At 58.7% G+C, this 24,558-nt stretch carries 25 protein-coding genes; 11 read left to right on the forward strand and 14 right to left on the reverse strand.

Going from position 1 to position 24,558, the window contains the following annotated elements; genetic code table 11:
• The first annotated feature begins 145 nt into the window (after positions 1–145).
• From M2366_RS05915 to rlmM, 4 genes are read left to right on the forward strand one after another with little or no spacing between them, the layout of a single operon-like run.
• Complete coding sequence (locus M2366_RS05915) at positions 146–1,066, forward strand: transcriptional regulator GcvA (RefSeq protein ID WP_042040785.1); 921 nt, start codon at positions 146–148, stop codon at positions 1,064–1,066.
• The gene (locus M2366_RS05920; RefSeq protein WP_259269204.1) at positions 1,059–1,736 is read left to right on the forward strand and encodes an alpha/beta family hydrolase; all 678 of its coding nucleotides are present in this window, start codon (positions 1,059–1,061) and stop codon (positions 1,734–1,736) included. The genes M2366_RS05915 and M2366_RS05920 overlap by 8 nt, the downstream gene beginning before the upstream one ends.
• On the forward strand, positions 1,726–2,112 hold the full coding sequence (locus M2366_RS05925; protein ID WP_042040783.1) for a DUF423 domain-containing protein: 387 nt from the start codon (positions 1,726–1,728) through the stop codon (positions 2,110–2,112). Before M2366_RS05920 ends, M2366_RS05925 begins: the two co-directional genes overlap by 11 nt.
• On the forward strand, positions 2,105–3,199 hold the full coding sequence (rlmM, locus tag M2366_RS05930; RefSeq protein ID WP_042040782.1) for a 23S rRNA (cytidine(2498)-2'-O)-methyltransferase RlmM: 1,095 nt from the start codon (positions 2,105–2,107) through the stop codon (positions 3,197–3,199). Before M2366_RS05925 ends, rlmM begins: the two co-directional genes overlap by 8 nt.
• Positions 3,200–3,303: 104 nt before the next feature.
• Here rlmM and M2366_RS05935 read toward each other — a convergent pair whose 3' ends face one another.
• From M2366_RS05935 to queF, 7 genes are all read right to left on the reverse strand, one after another.
• Positions 3,304–3,741, reverse strand: coding sequence for a hypothetical protein (locus M2366_RS05935; protein WP_042040781.1), 438 nt, complete (start codon positions 3,739–3,741; stop codon positions 3,304–3,306).
• 120 nt (positions 3,742–3,861) lie between these two features.
• The gene (locus M2366_RS05940; RefSeq protein WP_042040780.1) at positions 3,862–4,869 is read right to left on the reverse strand and encodes an isocitrate dehydrogenase; all 1,008 of its coding nucleotides are present in this window, start codon (positions 4,867–4,869) and stop codon (positions 3,862–3,864) included.
• 148 nt (positions 4,870–5,017) lie between these two features.
• Positions 5,018–5,818: a flap endonuclease Xni gene (gene xni, locus M2366_RS05945; protein WP_042040779.1), complete on the reverse strand. Its 801-nt coding sequence runs from the start codon at positions 5,816–5,818 to the stop codon at positions 5,018–5,020.
• Positions 5,819–5,960: 142 nt separating this feature from the next.
• A complete protein-coding gene (gene ppnN, locus M2366_RS05950) occupies positions 5,961–7,316 on the reverse strand; it encodes a nucleotide 5'-monophosphate nucleosidase PpnN (RefSeq protein ID WP_042041003.1) in 1,356 nt (451 codons plus the stop codon).
• Between the two features lie 245 nt (positions 7,317–7,561).
• Positions 7,562–9,175: a diguanylate cyclase gene (locus M2366_RS05955; protein WP_259269205.1), complete on the reverse strand. Its 1,614-nt coding sequence runs from the start codon at positions 9,173–9,175 to the stop codon at positions 7,562–7,564.
• 92 nt (positions 9,176–9,267) lie between these two features.
• On the reverse strand, positions 9,268–11,535 hold the full coding sequence (locus M2366_RS05960) for a hypothetical protein (RefSeq protein ID WP_259269206.1): 2,268 nt from the start codon (positions 11,533–11,535) through the stop codon (positions 9,268–9,270).
• Between the two features lie 63 nt (positions 11,536–11,598).
• Positions 11,599–12,441 carry an NADPH-dependent 7-cyano-7-deazaguanine reductase QueF gene (gene queF / locus M2366_RS05965; protein WP_259235542.1) on the reverse strand — a complete coding sequence of 281 codons (843 nt, stop codon included), beginning with the start codon at positions 12,439–12,441 and terminating at the stop codon, positions 11,599–11,601.
• A gap of 50 nt (positions 12,442–12,491) precedes the next feature.
• On the opposite strand from queF, the gene syd reads away from it, so the two are divergent.
• Entirely contained in the window at positions 12,492–13,040 is a 549-nt protein-coding gene (gene syd / locus M2366_RS05970) for a SecY-interacting protein (protein WP_042040775.1), read from the forward strand.
• A 104-nt stretch (positions 13,041–13,144) separates the two neighbouring features.
• Here syd and M2366_RS05975 read toward each other — a convergent pair whose 3' ends face one another.
• The 5 genes from M2366_RS05975 to M2366_RS05995 all read right to left on the reverse strand — a co-directional run bounded on the left by M2366_RS05975 (position 13,145) and on the right by M2366_RS05995 (position 16,080).
• A complete protein-coding gene (locus M2366_RS05975) occupies positions 13,145–13,918 on the reverse strand; it encodes a Zn-ribbon-containing protein (protein ID WP_259235544.1) in 774 nt (257 codons plus the stop codon).
• 19 nt (positions 13,919–13,937) lie between these two features.
• Complete coding sequence (locus tag M2366_RS05980; RefSeq protein ID WP_259269207.1) at positions 13,938–14,252, reverse strand: hypothetical protein; 315 nt, start codon at positions 14,250–14,252, stop codon at positions 13,938–13,940.
• A 104-nt stretch (positions 14,253–14,356) separates the two neighbouring features.
• Positions 14,357–14,587 (reverse strand): DUF2789 domain-containing protein, encoded by a 231-nt coding sequence (locus M2366_RS05985; protein ID WP_042040772.1) that lies wholly within the window; start codon positions 14,585–14,587, stop codon positions 14,357–14,359.
• Between the two features lie 139 nt (positions 14,588–14,726).
• Positions 14,727–15,029, reverse strand: a complete 303-nt coding sequence (locus M2366_RS05990) for a DUF3301 domain-containing protein (RefSeq protein ID WP_042040771.1) — start codon at positions 15,027–15,029, stop codon at positions 14,727–14,729.
• A 22-nt stretch (positions 15,030–15,051) separates the two neighbouring features.
• On the reverse strand, positions 15,052–16,080 hold the full coding sequence (locus tag M2366_RS05995; RefSeq protein ID WP_042041002.1) for a DUF3549 family protein: 1,029 nt from the start codon (positions 16,078–16,080) through the stop codon (positions 15,052–15,054).
• Positions 16,081–16,318: 238 nt separating this feature from the next.
• On the opposite strand from M2366_RS05995, the gene M2366_RS06000 reads away from it, so the two are divergent.
• The 6 genes from M2366_RS06000 (at position 16,319) to ptsG (ending at position 22,787) form a co-directional block, all read left to right on the forward strand.
• Positions 16,319–16,654 carry a YqcC family protein gene (locus M2366_RS06000; RefSeq protein WP_042040770.1) on the forward strand — a complete coding sequence of 112 codons (336 nt, stop codon included), beginning with the start codon at positions 16,319–16,321 and terminating at the stop codon, positions 16,652–16,654.
• A gap of 95 nt (positions 16,655–16,749) precedes the next feature.
• Entirely contained in the window at positions 16,750–17,520 is a 771-nt protein-coding gene (gene truC, locus M2366_RS06005; RefSeq protein ID WP_224433029.1) for a tRNA pseudouridine(65) synthase TruC, read from the forward strand.
• Positions 17,521–17,625: 105 nt separating this feature from the next.
• Positions 17,626–18,069 carry a flavodoxin gene (locus tag M2366_RS06010; RefSeq protein WP_259269208.1) on the forward strand — a complete coding sequence of 148 codons (444 nt, stop codon included), beginning with the start codon at positions 17,626–17,628 and terminating at the stop codon, positions 18,067–18,069.
• 539 nt (positions 18,070–18,608) lie between these two features.
• Positions 18,609–19,865, forward strand: a complete 1,257-nt coding sequence (locus tag M2366_RS06015) for a maltoporin (protein ID WP_310504049.1) — start codon at positions 18,609–18,611, stop codon at positions 19,863–19,865.
• A 91-nt stretch (positions 19,866–19,956) separates the two neighbouring features.
• Positions 19,957–20,931 (forward strand): MalM family protein, encoded by a 975-nt coding sequence (locus tag M2366_RS06020; protein ID WP_042040767.1) that lies wholly within the window; start codon positions 19,957–19,959, stop codon positions 20,929–20,931.
• 425 nt (positions 20,932–21,356) lie between these two features.
• Positions 21,357–22,787: a PTS glucose transporter subunit IIBC gene (ptsG, locus tag M2366_RS06025; RefSeq protein WP_224431040.1), complete on the forward strand. Its 1,431-nt coding sequence runs from the start codon at positions 21,357–21,359 to the stop codon at positions 22,785–22,787.
• A gap of 232 nt (positions 22,788–23,019) precedes the next feature.
• Here the strand turns inward: ptsG and M2366_RS06030 are convergent, their stop codons facing one another.
• Both M2366_RS06030 and dapD read right to left on the reverse strand, forming a co-directional pair.
• The gene (locus tag M2366_RS06030) at positions 23,020–23,403 is read right to left on the reverse strand and encodes a DUF3461 family protein (protein ID WP_042040764.1); all 384 of its coding nucleotides are present in this window, start codon (positions 23,401–23,403) and stop codon (positions 23,020–23,022) included.
• Between the two features lie 221 nt (positions 23,404–23,624).
• The gene (gene dapD, locus M2366_RS06035; protein ID WP_224431038.1) at positions 23,625–24,452 is read right to left on the reverse strand and encodes a 2,3,4,5-tetrahydropyridine-2,6-dicarboxylate N-succinyltransferase; all 828 of its coding nucleotides are present in this window, start codon (positions 24,450–24,452) and stop codon (positions 23,625–23,627) included.
• Positions 24,453–24,558 lie beyond the last annotated feature (106 nt).

Here is a 24,558-nt window from a genome sequence, read left to right on the forward strand (position 1 = left end):
ATAAGGCACATGTAAACCACATGGGGCAGAAAAAGTGAGCCATATGACAACGGATTGCGGAGCGAATTATGTTTATTCACTGGTCGGCCCGCAACCGACAAATTATAATGCGGTCCATTAGAAAAACTCATCGTTGGCTGGTGTCATGTCTCGTCGTTTACCCCCGCTCAATGCGCTCAAGGCTTTCGAAGCGGCGGCGCGCCATTTAAGTTTTACCCGGGCAGCCGAAGAGCTGTTCGTCACTCAGGCTGCCATCAGTCACCAGATCAAGGCGCTGGAGGAGTACCTGGGGATCAAGCTGTTCCGGCGCAAGAATCGCTCCTTGCTGCTGACCGAGGAGGGGCAGAGTTACTTTCTCGACATCAAGGACATCTTCGCCTCCATCTCCGAGGCCACCGACAAGCTGCTGGCTCGCAGCGCCAAGGGGGCCCTCACCGTCAGCCTGCAACCGAGTTTCGCCATTCAGTGGCTGGTACCGCGTCTGGTGCGCTTCAGCGAGCGTCATCCCGACATAGACGTGCGCATCAAGGCGGTGGACATGGACGAGGGGGCCCTCACCGACGACGTGGATGTGGCCATCTATTACGGCCGTGGCAACTGGCCGGGATTGCGCTGTGACAAGTTGCATACCGAATACCTGATCCCGGTCTGCTCACCGCTGTTGCTGACCGGTCCCAAGCCGCTGCGCACCCCTGATGATCTGACTCGCCATACCCTGCTGCACGATACGTCCCGCCGCGACTGGAAGGCCTGGTTCCGCCAGCTCGATATCGATGCCCCCAACGTCAATCAGGGACCAATTTTCAGCCACTCCACCATGGTGATCCAGGCCGCCATTCACGGTCAGGGGGTGGCGCTCGGTCACAGCGTGCTGGCCCAGCCCGAGATAGAGGCCGGCCGCCTCATCTGTCCGTTCGAGCAGGTACTGGTCAGCAAGAATGCCTTCTACCTGGTGTGCCAGGAGCAGCAAGCGGATCAGGGCAAGATCGTCGCCTTCCGTGACTGGATGCTGGAGCTGGTGGAGCAGGAGGAGGCCCGTCGCCGGGCGCGGCTCGCCGATGCCTGATCCTGTTTATGATGTGATCCGGGCAGGCAGTGCCCAGGCTCCCACCCGGCTGTTGCTGGCCCATGGCGCCGGCGCAGGCATGGACCACGACTTCCTGACCCGGCTCTCGACCCTGCTGGCAGGATCTGAGCTTGAGGTGATCCGCTTCAATTTTCCCTATATGAGCAAGCGGGCCCAGGATGGCAGGCGCAGGCCACCGGACAGACAGCCGGTCTTGCTGGCCCATTGGCGTGCCATGGTGGTCGAATTTGCCCATCCCCGGCTCTTTATCGCCGGTAAATCCATGGGCGGGCGGATGGCGGCCGAGATAGCCGATGACGTCAATGCTGCAGGATTGTTCGTTCTCGGGTATCCTTTCCACCCTCCCGCCAAGCCGGACGCCTGGCGTGGAGAGATACTCAAGCAGATAAAGACGCCAACTCTGCTGCTGCAAGGGGAGCGCGACAGCTTCGGCAGCCGTTTGGAATTGGCGGATTTCCCCTTCTCCGCCTGCGTCGATGTGCAGTGGTTGCAAGATGGTGACCACAGCTTCAAGCCGCGCAAGGCCAGTGGCCGTACCGAGCCGGAGAACCTGGCTCAGGCGGCGGCCCATATAAAGTGCTTCATCGAGGCGCAGGCTCAAGAGGCTGCCCTTGGTGCTGCATTGCAAGGAGTTAATGATGAGAACTAACCCTGTCTGGTTGGTGCTCGCGGGCCTCTTTGGCCTCACGGCCACTATGCTGGGGGCCTATGGTGCCCACGGTTTAGGCGCCACCGGGATAAGCCCGGAGCGACTGGCGGCTTATCATAGCGCCGTCGAGTATCAGTTCTTTCACGCCCTGGCCCTGCTGATGCTGGGTTGGTGCGCACCGCGCCGCCGCGCTATCACTGTGGCGGGCGTTGCATTCACGCTGGGGATCCTGGGATTCTCCGGCAGTATTTACGCCATGGTGCTGCTTGGCAGCAAGGGGCTGGGGTTAGTGACTCCGGCCGGTGGCCTCTGTTTTATGTTGGGATGGACCGCCCTTATCTGGGTGGGCTGTCGTCTTGGAGGAAAAAATGAATAATCTGCTGCTTTATTGCCGCCCCGGTTTTGAGAAAGAGGCGGCGGCAGAGATCACCGAGCGTGCCAGTAACATGCAATGCTACGGCTTCGCCCGGGTCAAGGACGACAGCGGTTATGTGATATACGAGTTGTATGACGAGGAGCAGGCCGATCTGCTGGCGCGCAAGCTGCCGTTCCGTGAGCTCATCTTCATCCGTCAGATGCTGGTGGTGACCCACGAGTTGAAGGATCTGGATGTGGCGGATCGGATCTCGCCCATCATAGAAGCGACCAGCGACTACACCATTTGTGGCGATCTGCGGGTCGAAACTGCGGATACCAACGAAGCCAAAGAGCTGTCGGCTTTCTGCCGCAAGTTCACCGTGCCGCTGCGCCAGGCCCTGCGCAACAACGAGCGACTGACCAAGAAGGAGACCGGCAACCGCCCCGTGTTCCACGCCTTCTTCATGGCCAACGATCACCTGCTGCTCGGTTACTCCTATTCGTTCAACAACTCCGAATTCCACATGGGCATACCGCGTCTGCGCTGCCCGGCCGATGCTCCGAGCCGCTCCAGCCTCAAGCTGGAAGAGGCCTTCTATGTGTTCGTGCCCAAGGAAGAGTGGAGCCGACGCCTCACCTCCGGCATGAAGGCGGTGGACTTGGGCGCCTGCCCCGGTGGCTGGACCTATCAGCTGGTGCGTCGTGGCATGATGGTGACCGCAGTGGACAACGGCACCATGGCGCCTGCCTTGATGGAGACGGGCCAGGTCAAGCACCTGCGCGATGATGGTTTCGTCTGGCGGCCCAGCAAGAAGAACATCTACTGGCTGGTGTGCGACATGGTCGAGAAGCCGGCGCGGGTGACTCACATGATCGCCGACTGGTTCAAGGATGGAGATTGCCAGGAGGCCATGTTCAACCTCAAGCTGCCGATGAAGAAGCGCTACGCCGAGGCGGTGCACAATATCGAGGTATTGCGCGAGCTGCTCAAGAAGATCGATAGCGCCTTCGTCATCCAGGCCAAACAGCTCTATCACGACCGTGAAGAGATCACTGTGCATGTGTACAACAAGTACTGGGTCTCCAAGCTGGAAGAGAAGATCTGACGGTTCACATCCGATGAGGATGGATGCAAAAAGACCGGCTCTGGCCGGTCTTTTTCTTTTCCCGATACGCTCTGCTTAGGCCGCCAGTTTGTGCAAGACGGAGCTCAGAACTTGTAGTCGAAACGCAGGGAGGACTCATCATCGGTGAGCTTGATCTCGACTTGCAGCGGTATCTTCTTGTCGGTCGGGTTGAATTGCATCTTGACCCCATCCCCGCGCAATTTGACGGCGGTGTTCATGCCACCAGCCTTGAACTTGACCCTGGGCCGGAAGTTCTCGAAGGCGAGGCTGACACTCTTCTCCGGCGTCAGGTTGAGTTTTTGATAGGGGGTGATGGTCTTGTTGCCGAGGTTGTCCGTACTGATATCTACCCCGAACGACAGCGGTTTGGGGGCTTTCAGCAGGTCATTGGTATCCAGGCTGGATTGCCAGGTCTGGGTAGGGGTCTGTTCGGGTGCCTCTTTCCAGGCTCGTTGTGCGACGGGTCTGTCGATGGCCATTACCCCGCTGCTTATGAGTAGCAGCATCAGCATAGCGCGCATGTCGGATCTCCTTATCCTTGGTCTATTGAACATAGTTGCCAATGGAACAGGGGGAAAGCGGCGCGCCGGAGAAAATAGAGGGAGCCGAAGCTCCCTTTTTAAATCAATCAGTTGAGGGGTTTACAGCCGGGCGATGATGGCCTGGGTGAACTCATCGGTGGAGGCCGTGCCGCCCAGGTCCCGGGTCACACATTCTCCCGCTTCGATGGTGCTGCGCACCGCTTCGCGGATCTGCTCAGCCTTGTCCTGCATACCTAAGTACTCCAGCATCTGGATGGAGGCCAGGATCACCGAGGTGGGGTTGGCAATGTTCTTGCCCGCGATGTCGGGGGCCGAACCATGCACCGCCTCGAAGATGGCCGCGCCATCGCCAATGTTGGCGCCTGGGGCCATGCCCAGTCCGCCGACCAGGCCTGCGCACAAGTCCGAGAGGATGTCGCCAAACAGGTTGGTGGTGACCATGACATCGAAGCGCTCCGGGTACATCACCAGATTCATGCAGGCGGCATCGACGATCATCTCCTCGCTCTGGATATCCGGGTAGCGAGCGGCAATTTCCCGTGCCACTTCCAGGAAGAGGCCGGAGGTGGATTTGAGGATGTTCGCCTTGTGGACGATGGTGACCTTCTTGCGGCTCTCTTTGCGTGCCAGCTCATAGGCGAAGGTGACGATTCGCTCGGCGCCATCGCGGGTGATGATGCTCATCGCCTCGGCACTGCGGTTATCTTCGCTGCGCTTCTGGCCAGCCCCCGAATACATGCCTTCGGTATTCTCCCGCACCGTGATGATGTCGATGTTCTCGTAGCGACTCTTGGTGCCCTTGAAGGAGATGACGGGGCGGACATTGGCGTAGAGGTGAAACTTCTTGCGCAGGGAGACGTTGATGGAGGTGAAGCCGCCGCCGACCGGTGTGGTGAGTGGCCCCTTGAGGCTTATCTTGTTCTTTTCAATCAGATCGAGGGTGGATTGGGGCAGCAATTCACCGTGCTTCTCGAGGGCCACCAGGCCCGCATCGGCGTACTCATATTCGAAGTCACAGCCTGCATGGGTCAGGATCTGGATGGCGGATTCAATGATGCTGGGGCCTATGCCGTCGCCCGGGATGACGGTGATCTTGGTTTTTGACATGAAACTAATCCACTTCTAGGGAACGAGGAGGGGGAGGATTCGGCGGTTTTTATATCATTTTCACCCAAAAACCACCATGTTTCTTTACATTTTACCGGTTTTCATCAACAGCGAAGGTGAGCCCGATCATGCTTGTGGCTATTTGCACTCAGCGGGCGCAATAGCGGATCTCCTGCAGATTGAAGCCCAGCGGGATATCGAGGCGCAGGCGAACCAGGGTCTGGGCGAGTCTGGCCTCTTCGGCCTGGGCCAACACCTTCTGCAGGGGCTTGCCTGCATCCTCGGGGGCCACCTCGAGCATCTGGGCCAGGCTGCCATATTGCTGCAACAACAGCGTCGCGCCCTTGGGGCCAATGCCCGCTACCCCCTTGATGTTGGAGCCGCCGACACCGGTCAATGCCCAGAAATCCACCAGCTGCGTCGGCGCAACGCCGTACTGCTGCTGGACGAAAGCGGCATCCAGCCAGCGCTTGTTGAAGTAGTCACGGATCTGGATCTGCGGGCAGATGAGCTGGCAGAACCCCTTGTCGGTGGAGATGATGGTGGCGTTGTGACCATGGCGGGCGATGCCGCAGGCCAGGGTCCCTATCAGGTCATCGGCCTCATCGGTTTCGGAGAGCAGGGCGTCGATGCCGCACTCCCAGAAGGCATCCTGCAAGCTGGCGAGCCCGGCCCTGAGTTCAGGAGGCATGGGGTTGCGTCCCTCCTTGTAGGCGGGGTAGCGCGCCTTGCGCCAGCCTGGCACCTCACCATCGAGCTCACTATCAAATACGGCGATGACGTGGGTCGGCTCACTGGCCGCCAGCAGTTTGCGGCTGGTGTTGATGAGATTGGCCCGGGTGGCGATCAGAGCCTGCTCCGGGCTCAGGGATTGCTGGGCCTGCACCGCATGGAGGCGGCGGATGAGGTTGAGTGCATCGATGATCAGCAGATGGGATTTGGGCGGCATAGCGGTGTGCTTTCTCGAATGGCCAGATCCTCGGGGCCCGGCGGTGGTGACAAGGCGCTGATGCGCTCGGATGGCCATTGTAACAAGGGAGGGGCGCCATTGCGCCCCTCCCTTCATCTTGTCTGCATCGATGTGCGGGCGATCAACGCACAATCTCGTAGCAGGGAATGTACTGGCTACCCGGCAGCTTCATGCGCTGCTGTTTGACGAAGCTCTCCAGCAGGGTATCCATGCGCTGCATCAGCTCCTTGTCCCCGTGCAGCTTGAAGGGGCCATGTTGTTCGATGGCCTGCAGCCCCGCTTCCTTGACGTTGCCCGCCACTATGCCGGAGAAGGCACGGCGCAGGTGCGCAGCGAGCTGCTGCGGAGCCTGGTTGCGATGCAAGTCCAGGGCGGCCATGTTGGCGTGATTGGGCTCGAATGGCAGCTGGAACTCGGGCTCTATCTTGAGGGACCAGTTGAAGGAGTAAGCGTCCCCCACGGACTTGCGGTATTCACGGATCCGCGGCATGGCCTCCTTCATGGCGCGGGCCACCTCGGGGGCATCTCCCACCACGATGCGATAGAGGCTGGTCGCAGGTTCGCCCAGGGTCGCCTTGATGAAGTCATCGATGGCGCGGAAGTAGTCGGCACTCTCCCTGGGGCCCGTCAGTATGATGGGGATGGGTTGGCGCTCGTTGGCCGGGTGCATCATGATGCCGAGCAGGTAGAGCAGCTCCTCGGCGGTGCCGACCCCACCCGGGAAGATGATGATGCCGTGGCCCAGACGCACGAAGGCCTCGAGCCGTTTCTCTATGTCCGGCAGTATCACCAGCTCGTTGACGATAGGGTTGGGGGGCTCGGCGGCGATGATGGAGGGCTCGGTCAGGCCGATATAGCGGCCATTGCGAACCCGCTGCTTGGCGTGGCCCACGGCGGCCCCCTTCATCGGACCCTCCATGGCGCCAGGGCCGCAGCCGGTACAGATGTTGAGTTCACGCAGGCCGAGTTCGCTGCCCACCTCACGGGTGTACTGGTATTCAGTCTCGTTGATGGAGTGACCACCCCAGCACACGACCAGGTTGGGATCCGCCCCTGGATGGATCGCCTTGGCGTTGCGCAGCATGGAGAACACCAGATTGGAGATGTGGCTCGGACTGGTCAGGTCGACCAGGCGGTTGGCATCGATCTGGTTGGAAACGTAAAGAATATCGCGCAGCACGGAGAAGAGATGCTCCTGGATGCCGCGGATGATTTCGCCATCGACGAAGGCGTGCTCGGGGGCGTTGAACAGCTCGAGCTTGACCCCGCGCTCGCGCCGGATCACGTGAATATCGAATGATTTGAAACGCTCCAGTATCTCTTTGGAGCTGTCGGTGTGGCTACCCGAGTTCAGGACCGCCAGCGAGCAGTTGCGATAGAGTTGATAGATATCGCTGGAGGCCGTTTGCTTGAGTCTGTCGACCTCAAGCTGGGACAGCAGGTCCATGCTGCCCACGGGATTGATGTGTGTGATCATGATCTTCCCCTTCTCGCTCAATTGTTATCGTTCTCTCTTTCCCTGGGGATAGAGGGGATGCCTTTGGGCATCCCTCTCGCCTGATAGTAGAGCCAACTTGAGGGGGAGGGGAATAGGGGGCCGTGCGACTGTTGCTTTTTTGAGCGTTTCATCGGGCTGGTGTGGCCCTTTGACTAGGCAAGGCAGGGCCGATGTATCACGAACCGTGCCACCGCCAGCGCTGCCCGGCGCTGGCAGTACCGGGATTATCCGAGGTCGGTATTGACCCTGTCCCTGCCGCCATTCTTGGAACCGTACAGCGCCTTGTCGGCCCGCTCGAAGGCATCCGAGGGTTGATCCCCCTCCTTGAACAGGGTGGCACCGATGGAGATGGTGATCTCGACCCTGGCATCGCGAAACCGGAACGGAATGCTCTTGATCGCCTTGCGCAGATTTTCGAGGGGTGTCTCGAACTTGTCCGGGTTGACGTTGGGCAGCAGCACCACGAACTCCTCACCGCCGAAACGGGCGATGAAGTCGGTATCGCGCAGGGATTTTTGCAATGCCTTGGCAACCACCTTCAACGCCTTGTCGCCGGCCATATGGCCATAGTTGTCGTTGATGTTCTTGAAGTGATCGATGTCGATGATAGCCAGGCACAGGGGGGTGCGGTAGCGCAGCCAGCGTTTGTATTCGAGCTCGAGCCGCTCATCCAGCGCCGCCCGATTATGGACCTGGGTCAGGCTGTCGAGGAACAGCTTGTGCTTCTGGATGGTGAGCCGCTTCTTGTACTCCGCCGTCTCCTCCTTCATCAGCCGCAATTTGGCCTCCATGGTGGAGAGGCGGGTGATGAGGTGCAGTTCCCGGGCCGTCATGCTCTCCCGCTCCCGCAGCAGCAAGCCGATGGTGGCCATGTGCTCGCTGATGGCCTCCTTGAGCGCCTCGGAGGAGTGGTGGCGAGTGAGGGTATCATCGATGGCCTGGACTTCGTTATCCAGGGCCACGCGGCTGGTCTGGCTCGCCTGTTGCAAAGCCCGCCCCTCATCCAGCGACTCGGTGAAGTTGAAATGGACCGAGGAGAGGCTCTCATTGAGGGCCGTCAGGAAGGCCCGGGAGCTTTTACGCTCCTCGCGGGTGCCCTCGATGATGAGCTGGATCACCTGCAGGCAGGATTCAGCCAGCAGAGTGGGATCCATTCCCATCAATAGCTGACGGCGAATTTCCGCCAGGCTCTCACCCACGGCACCGGCAAAATCGAGCTCGGTAATGAGGCGCTGCAGTTCATCGGCGATACGGCTATAGACCTTGCCATCCAGGCAGGCGGACGCCTCGCCAGTCTCCTTGCTTGCGGATGCCAGACCCTGGCCCGCGGTGTCGGAGGGGAGGTTTGCGGGTAACAGCTGGATCTTGATGGCCTGCTGATAGAACTCCAGCAATTGAGTGACCCGGCGCTGATGATCGCTGAGGCCATAACCATTGGGGGTGGCCAGGAATGCCTTGAGGGACTTTCGGGTCTCTTCCGGAAAGCCCTTGAGGGATTTGAGCTGCCTGGAGCCGAGCTCGATGGCGCCCGCGGTCAGGCCGATCGACTCTTCAAGCGCCGTGCTGTGCTGCTGCAGCAGCTTCTCGATGGCGGCGAGATCCTGATCCAGATGGGTCAGGGAGGGCTGGCCATCCAGCTTCTGTTTGAGCTTGGCGAGCTTGCTGTCGAGTTCGCGATCGTGGCCGCGGCAGGCTTGCATCAGTTTGGCGATAAACTGAATGCTGCGGCTGCGCTCGGCCTGGGAGCAGAGCACTGTCTCGTCGAGTTCAAACTGTTTGCGCTGAAGGGACTCTCTGAGTCTGGCCAATTGTCCCGCTACGGCAGTGATGTCATTCATTCTTCAGGCTGCCCTGTTTGTTATTATTTATGGCGGTGGGATAGTCCTCTGCGGGCGAGGCCGACTCAGATCCCCAGCGATTCGCTATCTTGTCATCGATCATCTGTGCCCTTCGTCCGTGACAGGCCAGGCCAGTTGATCCACTGTTTGTCGTGAGAAGAGTTTACTTTTACCAATCCCTTGTCAATCGCCATCAGACAGCATTGCCACACATCTCCGTTAAAAAACGCGGCCTGTTGACAGTCGATCGCGGCCAGCTCCAACCAGGCGCTCTGATTGGCCCGCTCGCTGAGCTGGATTGCACCTGCCAGAGCCAGGTAGCAGAGATCGAACAGGCCGAGATGATCGAGGGCGGTAGCCGCCTTGGGCAGGAAGGGATGGCTGACGATGCCGAGGCTGATGCGGCGATCGATGGGCTGATCGCAGGGGAAGGCGGCGAGCTGCTCAAGCAGCTCCCGGGCCAGTTGATGCAGCTGTGCGACATGACGCTGGGGCACCACATAGAGCAAGTGGCCCTCGCGCAGGTCATAGATACGGCCATCGGGTGGCGTCAGCCCGGCGACATAGTCGCCGAATGCCGTCTCAATGTCCCTCGCTAGCTGATAACCGTGTCGTTCCAGGTTATTGGCCAGGAAGGGCACCTTGAAGAGCAGATAGTGCAACTTGTCATCAAACTCACCCTCGGTCAGCTCATTCAGGTACCAGCGCTCCGATTGTTGCTGACGCTTGGCCATCTCTTTTGGCCAGCGGTTCATCAGGCGCTGCCAGTTGGCCAGACCGCTACGGGGCTCTTTCAGGGTGGCTTCTCCCAGGAAACGCGCCTGTTGGCGGGCGCTCTTGAGCCGCAGCCAGAGGGTGAAGAAGAGGTAGATGAAGAAGGCCAGCAGCAGACCTGTGATGACACTCGACCAGAGGTAGCGCTCCTGCTGATGGCGGCTGTTTTCCAGGCTCAGCTCCAGGGACTTGATCTGCTGCTCACGCTCGACCTGGGTGTAGTTGTCGCGAATGGCCTCCTGCTCCAACGCAACCTGTTGCTGGCTGATCTGTTCGCTCAGTTGGTGGAAGCGCTTATAGCTTTCCAGCGCCTGCAGCAGATAACCCTTCTGCTCATAAGCGAGGGAGAGCAGGCGATAGATCTGGAACTGGCGACCGGTATCGGCAATCTGGTTGGCAAGGTCCAGGGCATTTTCCAGTTGCAAGATGGCGATGGCCGCCTCTTTCTGCTTGAGGTGCAGTTCACCGAGCAGCAGCAGGGTATCGATGAGGGGTCGCTTGTCATCCTCCGCCCGATGCGCCTGGCGCGCTGCGCTCAGATAGCTGCGAGCGAGGGGCAGGTTGCCGTTTTGCAGATAGGTTTTGCCTATTTCGTACTTGAGCTGCGCGACCTGGATGCGCTGGTGCCCCTCGTCGAGCAGGTCCAGGGCATTGAAGAAATAGACCAGGGCCATGTTCATGTCGCCCTGGGTACGGTTCAGGCGCGCCAGCACGGTCAGTGCCTGGCTGAGCAGCGCGGGATTGCCGAGGGCGTGGAAGTAGTTGGCCGCCTCGTTGGCGTACTGCAACGCCTTCTGGGGCTCCTGCTCTTCCTGATAGAGGTCCACTATCTGATTGGCGAGCAGGCCGAGGAACAGGGGATCCGCCAGGGGGCGAGCCTGTTGCTGGGCCGAAATATAGTCGCCAAGGGCGAGCTGGGGCTGCCTGAGGGCATGGTAGAGATCGCCGCTGACCGCATCGACCCAGGCTTGTGCCTTGCTATCGCCTATGGTGCGGGCCCATTGCCGGGATTCGCTGAGTCGTTGTTTGGCCTCCTCGAACTGATGAGATTCGATAAGGTCGGTGATGAGCAGTAGTCGGCTATAGACCTGGAGCGGGCTGTTCTTGAGGGCTGTTTCACCGAGCAACTGATCGAGCTGGGTGCGAAGAGGCACATAATCACGGCCGCTGTCGAGCAGCGCTTTGTTGCGCAGCATCAGATAGAGGCTCTGGGCTTGCAGCTCGGGTTGCTTCTCCTTGCTTGCCAGGGCCAGGGCCTGCTGCAGCTCCTGATCCGCCAGCCGGTGTTGAGCGAGCTGGATCAGGCACTCACCCTTGAGCAGGTGTGCCCCCGTGGCCTGGGCGACGGTGCCGAAGCTGAGCATGGGCTCGCGGTAGCCGTAATCTTGACGATTGCTGATGATTTGCTTGGGATTATTGGCCGTGCGGATCAGGAAGGCCGAGGTGATCTCTACACATCTGGCCGGATCGCTCAACACCAGGGTCTGAGCCTGTTGCAGATCGATAGACAATTGATCCTTGGTCAGATCCACATTGGGAGCCGACAGGGAGGACATCATCATTGCCAGAAAAAACAGTTGATTCATTAGATTAAGGGCCGCACGGGAGTGAGGGCATGTTATCCAAGCCCCCCCCCGTGAGTCCAGAGTTTACTGACGGATCAGTCGAAGGTTCTCACTTGGTTCTTCCCAGTCGCTGCGGAACGGGTTGATATCCAGGCCGCCCCGGCGGGTATAGCGGGCATAGACGGTGAGTTGCTGCGGGGCGCAGTGTTGTTTGAGGTCGGTGAAAATCCGCTCGATACACTGCTCGTGGAACTCGTTGTGCTGGCGAAACGAGATGAGATAGCGCAACAACTTCTCCCGGTCCAGACGCGGGCCCCGATAGTGGATGACCACTGAGCCCCAATCCGGTTGGCTGGTGACCAGGCAGTTGGACTTGAGCAGGTGGCTGTGCAGCGTCTCCTCTACCTCGTCTTGACCGGCGGCCCCGATCAGCAGATCTGCATCGAACTCATAGTTGTCGATCTCAATGTCGAGGTCATCGATGCACTCGCCCGGCAAGTCCACTATCTGCTGCGGCGCCTGTGCCAGGGGAGTGAGGGTCACGGCGACCTCGGCGCCAGCACAGGCGCTCAGGTCTTTGGCAAGCAGCTCGCGGACCGCCGCCAGGCTAGTGCAGCGAGTCTGGTTAAAGGAGTTGAGATAGAGCTTGAACGACTTGGACTCGATGAGGTTCAAACTGGTGGCGGGCACGCTTATCTCACCCAGCGCCACCACAGGTTTGCCTTTATCATTGAGCCAGGAGAGCTCGTACAGGGTCCAGATGTCGGCGCCATGGAAGGGCAAGGGATCCGGCAGGGCCAGATCGTTTCGGTTCAGACTGCGGGGCACGGGTTGCAGCAAGGAGGGGCTGTACTGGCTGATGTAGGCGGACTGTTGGCCCAGGCTCAGCCCCTGCAGGGCGTTGGCGTATCTGTCTTGTTTGCTCATGGGATTGATGGTGCAATAGCGAATGTTGTCGCTAATTGTGAGGAATTTCGATGTCGGATCAAGTCTTGTCTGCCTTGGCGCATTTTTTTTCGCGCTGGCAACGCGACGGTGAGGCGAGACGGGGTCTGCCCTTGTGTCAGTGGGAGCCGGATTGGCGCTCCCCTTGCGAGCTGAGTGAAGCCAATGGTGGGCTTGTCGCCTGGCGTCCCCATGCTCGCACTGACGCTGCCGACTTCACCGCCCTGGAGGGCGCCCTGGAGCTGGAACTGCACCCGAGTGCCAAGCTGTGGTTTGGCCACTGGTTCAGTCGTCCACTGCCATGTCTGTTCAAGGGATTGAGGCTGGAGCTGATCCTGCCCTGGAATGAACAGGATCTCGATCTGCTGCGCGAGAACCTGATAGGTCACCTGCTGATGCTGCGCAAGCTCAAGCGCTCCCCATCGCTCTTTATTGCCACGACCCGCAACGAGATGACGCTCATCTCCCTGGATAACGAGACGGGGCAAGTGTGGCTGGAGTGGTTGGACAGTGGTCGCCGGTTGGTACTGGCCCCCTCTTTGCCGCACTTCTTGGCGAGTCTGGAGACCTTGCCGGACTAGCTGCGTCAAGTCGGCTTCAGTGCAAAGGGCGTCCCGGTAGGACGCCCTTTGTGTTTGGGGAGAAGGAGTATGGGGAGCGCAGCCCTGCCCGGGTGCGCAACCTGCTAATCCTTGAAGTCCCAGGAGATATTGGAGATCAGCCGACAGGGCTGGCACTGGAAGTCGAAGATCTCGTGCAGGGGGGTTGGCAGGGCCCAGTCACCACCACAGCCGGGGCAGGGGCGAGTGCGCTCCTCCGGGGCACTCAGGCCGCCGACGCGGTAGAGATAGTAATAGACGGGGATGCCGGTCAGGGCTTCGAGCCGCTTGCACAAGTCAGTGCCACGCCGAGCCAGGCGGCTGCCGGGATCGCCAATCTCGTGCAGTGCCACATGTTCGGCAATGGAGCCATTCATCTGCAGCTGATCGCACGCTTCCCAATCTTCCTGCCACTTGATGATCTGCTTCTGATCGCCATTGGCGATGGCGGGCAGCCGATAGAGGGGCACGGGGGCGAAGTGATCGCCGCAGCGCAGGGGGGAGCAACTGTGCAGGAAGCTGGTGTAGAGCAGTAACCAGCTCGGTCGTCCGCAAGGGTCGGTGCCATCTGAGAGCAGATCGGCTCCCAGCAGCTGTAGCTTGGGGGCGAGCAGGCCTGCCTGGTGCAGGCCTTGTTCGGCCAGGACAACCTGTTCACTCTGGTTATCCGGGTGCAGGCTATCTTGCTCCGGGCAGACCACCCGGCTGACGAAGTGGCCTTGCTGCATGCTGGTGGGAAACTCCCGGCCCAGGATCTGACCCTGATAGCGCAGCATGTCCAGATAATTGACGATGGCCCGCTCGGCGTCGCCGAGGGAGGTATCGCGGTAGCATTCGAAAGTCAGTTCGAGAATATACATGGAGAGAGCTGGGCCTGATTTAGCGGGGCTGGGTCATGAGGGCAAGCAGGCGATCCAGCTTCTGTTCGAGTCTGTCGAGCTGGGCGGCGAGGCTCTGCACGCTGGGCTCATGGGGCAGGGGCTCTTGGTGGGGTTGTGGCCCCTCATGCCTGTCATGGGGCGCTGGCTCGCCCTGTTGCTCTTTGAGTTGTGCCTGCTTCCACTGACTGAGGCTCTTGAGCAGCTCGGCCATGGGCACGGCCTGGCTCAGGCGCGCCTTGACCATGGCGGTGGTGGGGGTGATGCCGCGGGCTTTGAGCTCGCTGGCAATCTGGTGGATCTCGGCGGATGACATTGGGCTTCCTCTGGTTCTCTCTCACGGGCGGCATGCCAGGGCCCCGGCTTGGCGGCGCTGGGCGGCCAGAGCTTACCCTGACTGCGCCTTGCCGAACAGGGGCCTCACTGGCGCAGCAGTACATCGAGTTGATCTATGGTCTCGCTCCAGGCGGCGTCATCGCGCAGGGATTCCCGCAGGAATTGGGCCTGAGAGGCGTTCCAGAACGGTGCCTCGCTCAGTTCCATCTCTTTTTGCAGGCTATGGCTGTCGATGAAGTGACGCAGGCTGGCCGCATCATTGGCCAGTCCCAGCTGGGCAAAGAGGGTAGGCATGTCATGTACCATGGGGTCCATCGTCTTTCTCCTTGAATGAAACCCCTAAATTATAGACAGCCCGCCTCCCTTCCTGGTCCTTGGTCGTCCAATGGGCCGTGCTCAGCGCCAGTCATCCGGCACTTGTCACCGCCACAAGCCCCTGGCCCGGGTGGTCATGTTATCCACCGCCGGGCAGCCGGTGCGGCGGGATCTCAACCCCTGCCACGTTGAGCCCCTGCATGGTGAGGGTGCCAAGATAGTGACTCTCCCCATCGCTGCTGAATTCAAACTCGTAGCAGGTGAGCAGGCGCAGCGGCCGGTGGGCAAGCCGCCTGTGGCTGCGCGCCACCGACAGCAGTTGCAACTCATGCTGCTGGCAGTAGCGCCTCAGGTATTGCCAGGCCAGCTCGGCCTGGCGCCGCTGGTGCCAAAACGCACTGGCCAGACAGACCAGCAGCATGATCCAGAGCATTTCTTCCATGGACGGGCTCCTTGAGGCCGGGTCAGTTGGCGTTGAACAGGCGACCGATGGCGCGGCTCAGCGCCTCGCTGCGATCCGGACTGCGCAGGATGGCGAGTACCTGGGGACGCAGCAGTGGCAGGGTAACCAGCTCGGCGAAGACCTGATTGAAGAAGGGGGTTGGCTGGTCAGCGAGTCGTTCCAGGAAAAGATCGAGCAGGGGGCCCTGTTGCAGATCCGGCCAGAGCCGTCCGGCGATGGCGAGCAACAGGCTGGGGCTGGGCTGGGTTTCCAGCAGGGTCAGCAACTTGTTGGTGCGTGCCTGGTTAGTGGCACTGGCGGCGAAGGCGCGACACAGATAGGCCAGGGTCTCGGGATCCGGGGAGGCGCACTCCTGCTCCTTGCCAAGGCGCTCAAGCAAGGCACCTTGCAGCGCAGGGGGCAGGGCGGCACTCTCCAGGCTCTGGCACAGGGCGTGGAGCGGCTCATCGGGCAGGCGCGCCATGGCCTTGCACACCAGCGCCAGATTGCTCTCTTGCTGCAAGCGCTCGGCGAAGTCGGCAAAGCCCTGCAGGCCGAGCTGTTGCCAGCCATCCTGTCCGGGTGCTGCCAGATAGTGGCACAGCGCCTGATAATAACTGGAGGGGGCCTGCTCGAGCTGGCGTCCCAGCTTGGCGTGCAGACTGGCCATCTTGGCTTCGGCCGGGCGGAAGGTGTAAGGGTTGTCTGCCAGTCGCTTGGCGGTGGCATCGTCCAGATCGCCGGTGAGTTTGTAGCCCAGGGTCTCGGCGACCAGATCCATGAAATGCTTGGGGCCGGCCGAGATGAGCAGGCCGCGCTCATCGAGGGCAAACTTGAGGAACCAGAGGTAATGTTTCTCCTCGGTCGCTTGAAAGAAATGCACCCCCAGCCAGGCGTGTTGCTGCAGCGGCCAGGGGTAGGGGATGGCCTGCTGCTCGATGCGCACAAACTCGGCGCTGTCGAGGGGGCGGACCTGGCGGCCCAGATCAAACAGCTGGAATTGCGTCTCGGCCTGGGTCAGGAAGTCGGTCAGGGTATGGATGGCGGTCATGGCATGGGATGGCTGATGGGTCATGGCCCCGATTATAAGGAGCCAGCTTCAGATAGCCAGCGGTGAGGGAGTGAGGGCTTGCGGCCCCCTGCCTAAGCCCGGTGAGATTGTGTATAGTGGCGCCCCTTTCGATACGCCCTATGAACAGTGTGGTGCTTTGCATCCACCGGGTGATTCATGACGACAAAGGGGAGCCGGTGCAACGAGCCCGGTTGGCAGAGATAGTGAGGAGTTGATGATGAACAAGTATCTGTTAGTGGCTGGCCTGCTAGGCGAGCTGAGCGCCGAGTTGCAGCGTTTGGATCGCTGGCAGCTGGACAATCCGGGTGAAGAGGCGTTGGCCAGCACACTGCCATTTTGCGTCGATACCCTGAGTTTTGATCAATGGTTGCAGTTCGTGCTGATCCCGCGCATGGAGCAGCTGGTGCTGCTACAGGCGCCCTTGCCAAGCAGCGTCTCTCTCTATCCCATGGCGAGCGAGAGCTATAAGGAGGAGCTGGCGGAGGTGACTGACTTGCTGCGGCTCATCGCCCGTTTCGATCTGCTGCTCTCAGGCAAAGTGGTGGAGCAGTGACTTGCCCCTCATCCCCTGGGGATGAGCTGAGACCCACAGGGGCAGATGCTGGGGAGGGCGATAGTGCACTGCACCACAGCTCATCCTTGGACTCATTGCCCGCCGATGAGCAACGGCTGGATGAACTGAGGCCGACCCTGCTCTATCAGGATGAGTGGTTGGTGGCGGTCAACAAACCCTCTGGACTGCTGGTGCACCGCAGCTGGCTCGACAAGGGCGAGACCCGCTTCGCCATGCAGATGACCCGGGATCTCATCGGTGGCCGTCATGTCTACCCGGTACATCGGCTCGACAGGCCCACCTCGGGTGTGCTGCTCTTTGCCCTGAGTCCCGAGGTGGCACGCAGCCTGACCGAGGCCTTCAGTGGGCGACGGGTACACAAAGAGTATCTGGCGCTGGTGCGCGGCTGGGCTCCCGAGCAGGGACTGATTGACTATCCGCTCAAAGAGCAGCTGGACAAGATAGCCGATGCCCTCGCTACCCGAGACAAACCCGCCCAGGAGGCGGTGACCAGCTTCAGGCGTCTGCATCAGGTCGAACTGCCCCATGCGGTTTCCAAGCAGCATGCCACCAGCCGTTACAGCCTGGTGCGACTCTTCCCCCACACGGGACGCAAGCATCAACTGCGCCGTCACATGGAGCACCTCTTCCACCCCATGGTCGGGGATACCACCCATGGGGATGGTCGCCACAATCGCTTCTTCCGGGAACATTTTGGCTGCCAGCGCCTGTTGCTGGTGGCGCGTACTCTCAGCTTCGAACACCCCGTGCTCAAGGTACCCATGCGTATTCAGGCCCCGCTGGGTGCCGAGTTGTTGACGCTATTTGGCAAGCTGGGCTGGCCAGCCAGCGAGAGTGACTACTGAGGGGGATCGGCTTAACACCAGTCAAATCAGTGTATTGATCTGTTGACCTGTCCCCGGGATGCTCGCTGTGGCATGCTGAAACCATTCCGAACGCGAGGAGGCAAGATGGCACAGATAGATATCGTAGTGGGCAGCGTCTATGGCGCCGCCTTCCTGGTCGCCGAGACCCTGATGGATGAACTGACGGGCCAAGGGCATGAGTGCAACCTGCATGAAGAGGCCCGCCTCGAGGACATCTCGCCGACCCGTTTCCTGCTGCTCGTCTCGGCAACCACAGGGCAGGGGGATGTGCCCCCCAATCTGGAAGCCTTCGCCGCCGATCTGAAAGACAGGGCGCCCTATATGAAGGGGCTCAATTACGCAGTGATCGCCATGGGTGACAGCAGTTATGATCACTTCTGCGGCGCGGGTCGTCAGCTCGACACCTTGCTGCTGGAATTGGGGGCCCAACCCTTGCAGCCCAGACTGGAAATTGATGCGACTGTGGTCGATGAACCTGAAGTGGTCGCACTGGCCTGGCTAAGAGAGTGGCAGGGGCAACTCCAGTGAATTGACCGATTAATGCACTATCATCGCTATTTATAATCGATAACACGGGCCCTCCATATTGGGCCCGTTATTTTTCCTGCATCCCTTCCTCACACACACATTTATTTCCTTCCCCTACCATGATTAATTAGAGCTCTTACTCTTAAACAGGGTGCAGATAAAAGAGTGGCTTGCTGACAAGTCGCAAATTTAAAAGTTCCTCATTGAAAGCGATTTCAGTCATGTTTTTGTCATTGTTTTGATGGTTTATTACTTATTGCTCGATGCGAATTAATTTATGACACCGTTTTCAGATTGTGTCTGTGCGGTCATTTTTCGATTTAATGGGTGAGTTATTGCTATTTTATGGCTTCGTACGGGCGTTATTAGCCCATTGAAATAATTGGGCGCTATTTGTCCCTGTTTTGTGAATTGGCTCATGTTTGTCCCCATATCGCCTACCTATAATCGACCCCGGTTATCACCGAAACGTTTTTATGGTGATAGGAAGTTAAACCTAAGGATCACACACTCCTCAGCGGGAAATAAGGAAAATGAAAATGAAAGCAAAGTGGCTCCCGATCGCTGCAGCCGTTACCGCAGCCCTGGCTTCTCAAGCCGCCTTCGCCGTTGATTTCCACGGCTACTTCCGTTCCGGTGTCGGCATCTCCGAAGATGGCGACATGCAGACCTTCGACAAACAGAAAGTCGGTCGTCTGGGTAACGAGAACGAAACCTATGGCGAAGTACAACTGGGCCAGGAAGTTTATAACAAGGATGGCAAGTCCTTCTATGTTGACTCCATGGTGGCCATGGTCACCAACCAGTCCAATGACTTCGAAGGTACTGGCACCAGCTGCAATTTCGACACCAAGCAGTGTGAAGATGACGCCACTTTTGCCCTTCGTCAGTTCAACGTCCAGGCCAAAGGCGTGCTGGGCTTTGCCCCGGAAGCCACCCTGTGGGCCGGTAAGCGTTACTACCAGCGTCACGACATCCACATCTCCGATTTCTACTACTGGGATGTGTCCGGTCCTGGTGCCGGGATTGAGAACATCCAGGCCGGCCCGGGCAAACTGTCCCTGGCCTGGACGCGCAGCGATGCCGGTGAGCTGAACAACAACATACTGGACGTGCGTTACGCCGGTATCCCGCTGTGGAGCGATGCTTCCCTGGAAGTGGGCGCTGACTATGCCATCGCCAACCCCACCGACGATCAGGACAAGCTCGATGGCGACATCAAAGATGGTGTCATGCTGACGGCTGAACTGACTCAGAACATGTTGGGCGGTTTCAACAAAACCACGCTGCAGTATATGAGCGACAGCTATGCCACCCTGCCGATTTACTACGGCGCCGGTAACTGGACCAGTCAGGATGGTGCCAGCGGTGACGGCTTCCGCATCATCAACTGGGGCGTACTGCCGATCGGTGACAAGGTCGAGTTTGGTCACCAGCTGGTTTATGGTCAGTCCAACGACGTGACCATCAACGGTGTGACTGGTTCTGATGCCGATACCTTCTCTGCCGTGATCCGTCCCATGTACAAGTGGGATGACATCCAGAAGACCATTCTGGAGCTGGGTTACTATCATGATACTCAGGACGTCCGCGATCAGGACAGCCAGGACCGCAACGGTCAGAAGTACACCATTGCCCAGGCTTGGTCTGCCGGTCCCAGCTTCTGGGCCCGTCCGGAGATTCGCGTGTTCGCTTCCTACCTGAAGTCCGGTGGCGATAACGGCCAGACTTTCAATGGCAGCAACAACGATGACAACACCTGGAACTTCGGTGTCCAAGCGGAAGCTTGGTGGTAAGCCCGACTTTCAGTTAAGTTAGTGACTGCCCCCACTTGGGGGCAGTTTCGTTTCGCCGGGTAACGGCCACCGGATAAGAGGGATAATAAGAATGACGCTGGTAAAGATGTCGATTGCCGCCGCAGTGACCGTCTGGTTGACCGGTTGTGCGGGTAATATGGGCGTGCCCTTGCAAGAGCATGCGGCCGTTCTGGACAATGCCGATCAGGCCAAGCAGGCCCTGTCGCAGGCCAGCAACTGCTGTGCCGGTTTCAATGAGTTCCAATATGCCAATCTGCCGGAAGGGGAGACGCTGCTTAGCCTGGATGGCAAGCAACCCAGCTACCGTTTCGATGAAGGCATGAGCTATTTTGCCGCTTATCGTCTGCCCAAAGACACGGGTAACCTCTACATTCGCTTGGCCTCACAGGTTGGCAAAACTGTGCTGCAACCCAAGGTTGTCATGCTGGATGCCAATTTCAAGGTAACCCGTGTACTGGGTGAGTCTGTGTTCTCCTATCAGCCAGCTCACCTGATGGATGCCGATCGCATCGAGGGCAAGGTGTTTGTCGATCGCAGCATGCCGGGCAATCCCGCGAGCGAAACCTATATGGTGGTCTATGCACCGGCAGATCAGTTGAGTGGTTCCACCACCATCTTGCACCCTGCCAAAGCCTTTGCCCGGGCCAACAACACAGTCGAACCCGATATCAAGGATCCGGTGATCCCTCACTCCCCTTGGGGACTGGTACAGATAGTGGTCACCGACATGGCCAAGGCACAGGGTATTGAGGCCGTGTTCACACCAGAATATGCCGATAAAGTTGCCATGAGTCAGGCCAAGCCAGCCACCACGGCAGTCGTTGCCACTGGCGCGACGGCAACCGCTGTAGCTGCGACGGCGCCAAGCAAACCCGCGCCAGCCATGCTGAGCGAGACAGAGGCGTTCTATCAGTCTCAGATCGAGAAAGCGGTCAAGGCTGGCGATATCGATAAAGCGATGCAATTGGTCAGTGAAGCCGAGCGGGGCGGTTCTAGCCGAGCCAAGTCAGTATTCGTTGATGCGGTGAAAAAATCCCAAAAATAATAACGGATTTTTTATCCTTCACTATATTTATCAGGCCTCCATTGTCGGGGGCCTTTTTAATGGTTATATTGTTTCTACACAAGATGATTAAGTGGTTACATTGAGTTACGTTTCGTTTCCTTTTATTACGGTTGGCAGTATTTAGATGCAATCTGAAACGGCACTTTTCATCGAATTGAAATATAGTAATGTTGCCAAATTTTAACCAGAAAACGACGTTAAAGACTTATTTAAATCATCTTGTGATCTCCTCTCCAAATTTCCTATCTGCTAATTCCAGAGTAAAGAATTTCCCTTTTCTCTGGGTTATATTGTTCTCGTCAAAATAAAAACACCCGATCTCCCTTTTCCGGTTAGCTTTCATACCCGTGATAGGCTTAACTTCGAATGGGTCCGTTAGGGAACAATCATTCAGGAGTACACACATGTTACAAAACGCATTCTCCAACCTGCAGAAAGTCGGTAAGGCGCTGATGCTGCCTGTCTCGGTCTTGCCTGTTGCAGGTATCTTGCTGGGGGTGGGTGCCGCCCACTTTAGCTGGATGCCCGAAATCGTCTCCCAGTTGATGGAGCAAGCCGGTGGTTCAGTGTTTGGCCAGATGGCCCTGCTGTTCGCCGTGGGTGTTGCCCTTGGTTTCACCAACAATGATGGCGTTTCCGGCCTGTCAGCCATCGTCGGCTACGGCATCATGACGGCAACCTTGTCGGTGATGGCACCGGTGATGGGGGTCGACAAGATCGATACCGGTGTACTGGGGGGTATCCTCGCCGGTGGTGTGGCTGCCTGGGCCTTCAACCGTTTCTACAAGATCCAGCTGCCAGAGTATCTGGGCTTCTTCGCCGGCAAGCGCGCCGTGCCCATCATCACTGGTTTCGTCTCCATCGGTCTGGGTGTGATCCTGTCGGTGATTTGGCCACCGGTTGGCGGAGCCATTGCTGCCTTCTCCGATTGGGCTGCCAACCAGAACCCGGTACTGGCCTTCGGTATCTACGGCGTGGTTGAACGCTCCCTGATCCCGTTCGGTCTGCACCACATCTGGAACGTGCCTTTCTTCTATCAGGCGGGTACCTGTGTCAACGCTGCCGGTGAAACCGTACATGGCATCATGACCTGCTTCCTGACTGCTAACGACGCGACTCGCGCCGCTGGCAACGGCTTCGGCCAACTGGCCGGTGGCTACCTGTTCAAGATGTTCGGTCTGCCTGCTGCTGCGTTTGCCATTGCACACTCTGCCAAGCCGGAAAACCGTGCCAAGATCGTCGGTATCATGGCTTCTGCCGCCCTGACCTCTTTCCTGACCGGTATTACTGAGCCAATCGAATTCTCCTTCCTGTTCGTAGCGCCCGTACTGTACGCCATCCACGCATTGCTGGCGGGTCTGGCTTATGTGCTGACCAACTCCTTGGGCATTGTCCACGGTCATACCTTCTCCAACGGTTTCATCGACTTCGTGGTGCAATCCCCCAATGCCCAGAAGATGTGGCTGCTGGTGGGTCTGGGCTTGGCCTATGCCGCGCTCTACTACGTGGTGTTCACCGTTGTCATCCGTGCCATGAACCTGAAAACCCCGGGTCGTGAAGACGAAACCGTGGAAGTGAATGCCGTCCAAAGCAAAGACGATATGTCTGCTGCTCTGGTTGCCGCTTTCGGTGGTAAAGATAACATCGCCTCCCTGGACGCCTGTATCACTCGCCTGCGGGTGGGTGTGAAAGAGGTCGCCAAGGTTGACCAGGCTGGCCTGAAGAAGCTGGGTGCTGCCGGTGTGGTCGTTGCTGGCTCTGGTGTACAAGCCATCTTCGGTACCAAGTCTGACAACCTGAAAACCGACATGGATATCTGGATGAAGAGCAACTAATCCGCTTGCTTGAAAGACAGAGATGAAAAGGGAGGCGCTAGCCTCCCTTTTCTATTGCGGCCGCTGAGTGTCTGCGCTGGCAGGGAGGCGAGCCGGGCTTGCGTGACAGCTTGTGATGGAATGGCTGTGCCCCTTGTATCAGGCGGCTGAACGACGAGGCGAGAGGTTTTTTACACCCCAATAGCAAGGGCGCCATCAGGCGCCCTTGCTATTGGTGCGGCGCTGGCCGCTATCAGAGTTTCTCGAGATCTTTCTCTATCTCGCTGATCTTGTTGGCCACCACTTTCTCCAGGTGGCGCAGATCCCGCAGTATCTTCTGTTTGATATCAGGGTCGGCCTGGCTATGGACCCCCTGGGTCAGACTGTCGAGCTCATCCACCACATACTTGAGGTTGGCATTGATCTCGGTGACATCCTTGTACTGGTGGGTACCAGAGTCGACCAAAATGGTTTTGCGTTGCCGGGGGTATTTGAACTTGACGCTCTTGGCGAAGAACTCTCCTTTCAACTTCTTGAAGTAGATCTTGAGGATGTCGTGGTTCGCTTCCTGACGGAGGGTATAACTGTCCACTGCCGCGGGATCCTGGATCCCCAAACTCTTCAGATTCTCGTACATTCGACTATTTCCTTGGCTTAAAACCGTCTCGCCCACCCATGATAACCGAGAAAGCGCGACAGGCCTGTGACTGGGGCGCCAAAATAAAACGAGGCCCGTACGAACCCTTTTCCAGAAGGAGGGCGTAGGGGCTGGCATCATCGATGACGATCCGATCCCATCGGGGCAAGATAACAACAAAAAAGGCGCCATAAGGCGCCTGTTTTGCATTCAATGACTCATCACTCGTCGATGGAGCGCAGCAGGGCATTGATACCCACCTTGGCGCGGGTCTTGGCATCGACCTTCTTGACGATGACCGCCGCGTAGAGGCTGTACTTGCCACATTTGGAGGGCAGGGAGCCGGAGACGACTACTGAGCCTGCCGGGACGCGGCCATAGTGGATTTCGCCGGTTTCACGGTCATAGATACGGGTGGATTGGCCGATGAAGACGCCCATGGAGATGACGGAGCCTTCCTCGACGATGACACCTTCCACCACTTCGGAGCGGGCACCGATGAAGCAGTTGTCTTCGATGATGGTCGGGTTGGCCTGCAGTGGCTCCAGCACGCCGCCGATGCCGACGCCGCCGGAGAGGTGGACGTTCTTGCCAATCTGAGCACAGGAGCCGACGGTGGCCCAGGTATCGACCATGGTGCCTTCATCGACGAAGGCGCCGATGTTGACGTAGGAGGGCATCAGCACGGTATTGGGCGCGATGAAGGAGCCTTTGCGGGCGGTGGCCGGCGGCACGACGCGCACACCGGCTGCCTTGAACTGCTCGGCAGTAAAATCGGAGAACTTGAGCGGAACCTTGTCAAAGTACTGGGCGTCGTCGCCCTTGATGATGCCGTTGTCATTGATGCGGAAGTAGAGCAGCACCGCTTTCTTCAGCCACTGGTGGACGACCCACTCGCCAGCAATCTTCTCTGCGACCCGCGCCTTGCCGCTGTCCAGCAACTCGATGGCCTGCAAAATGGCGGCCTTGGTGGCGCCATCGACGGAGCCTGGGGTGATGGTGTCGCGGCGCTCGAAGGCCGACTCAATGATCTGTTGCAACTCGGTCATGATGGGGTTCCTTTAAAAAATTCCGTTTGTTGTATCACACTTTTCCCGCCGGTTTTAAGGGGGAGGGTCGATTTCTTCGTCCAGCAAGCGGTCGGGACTGGCTGGT

The organism is Aeromonas sp. BIGb0405, assembly GCF_024807335.1.
Classification (GTDB): domain Bacteria; phylum Pseudomonadota; class Gammaproteobacteria; order Enterobacterales; family Aeromonadaceae; genus Aeromonas; species Aeromonas rivuli.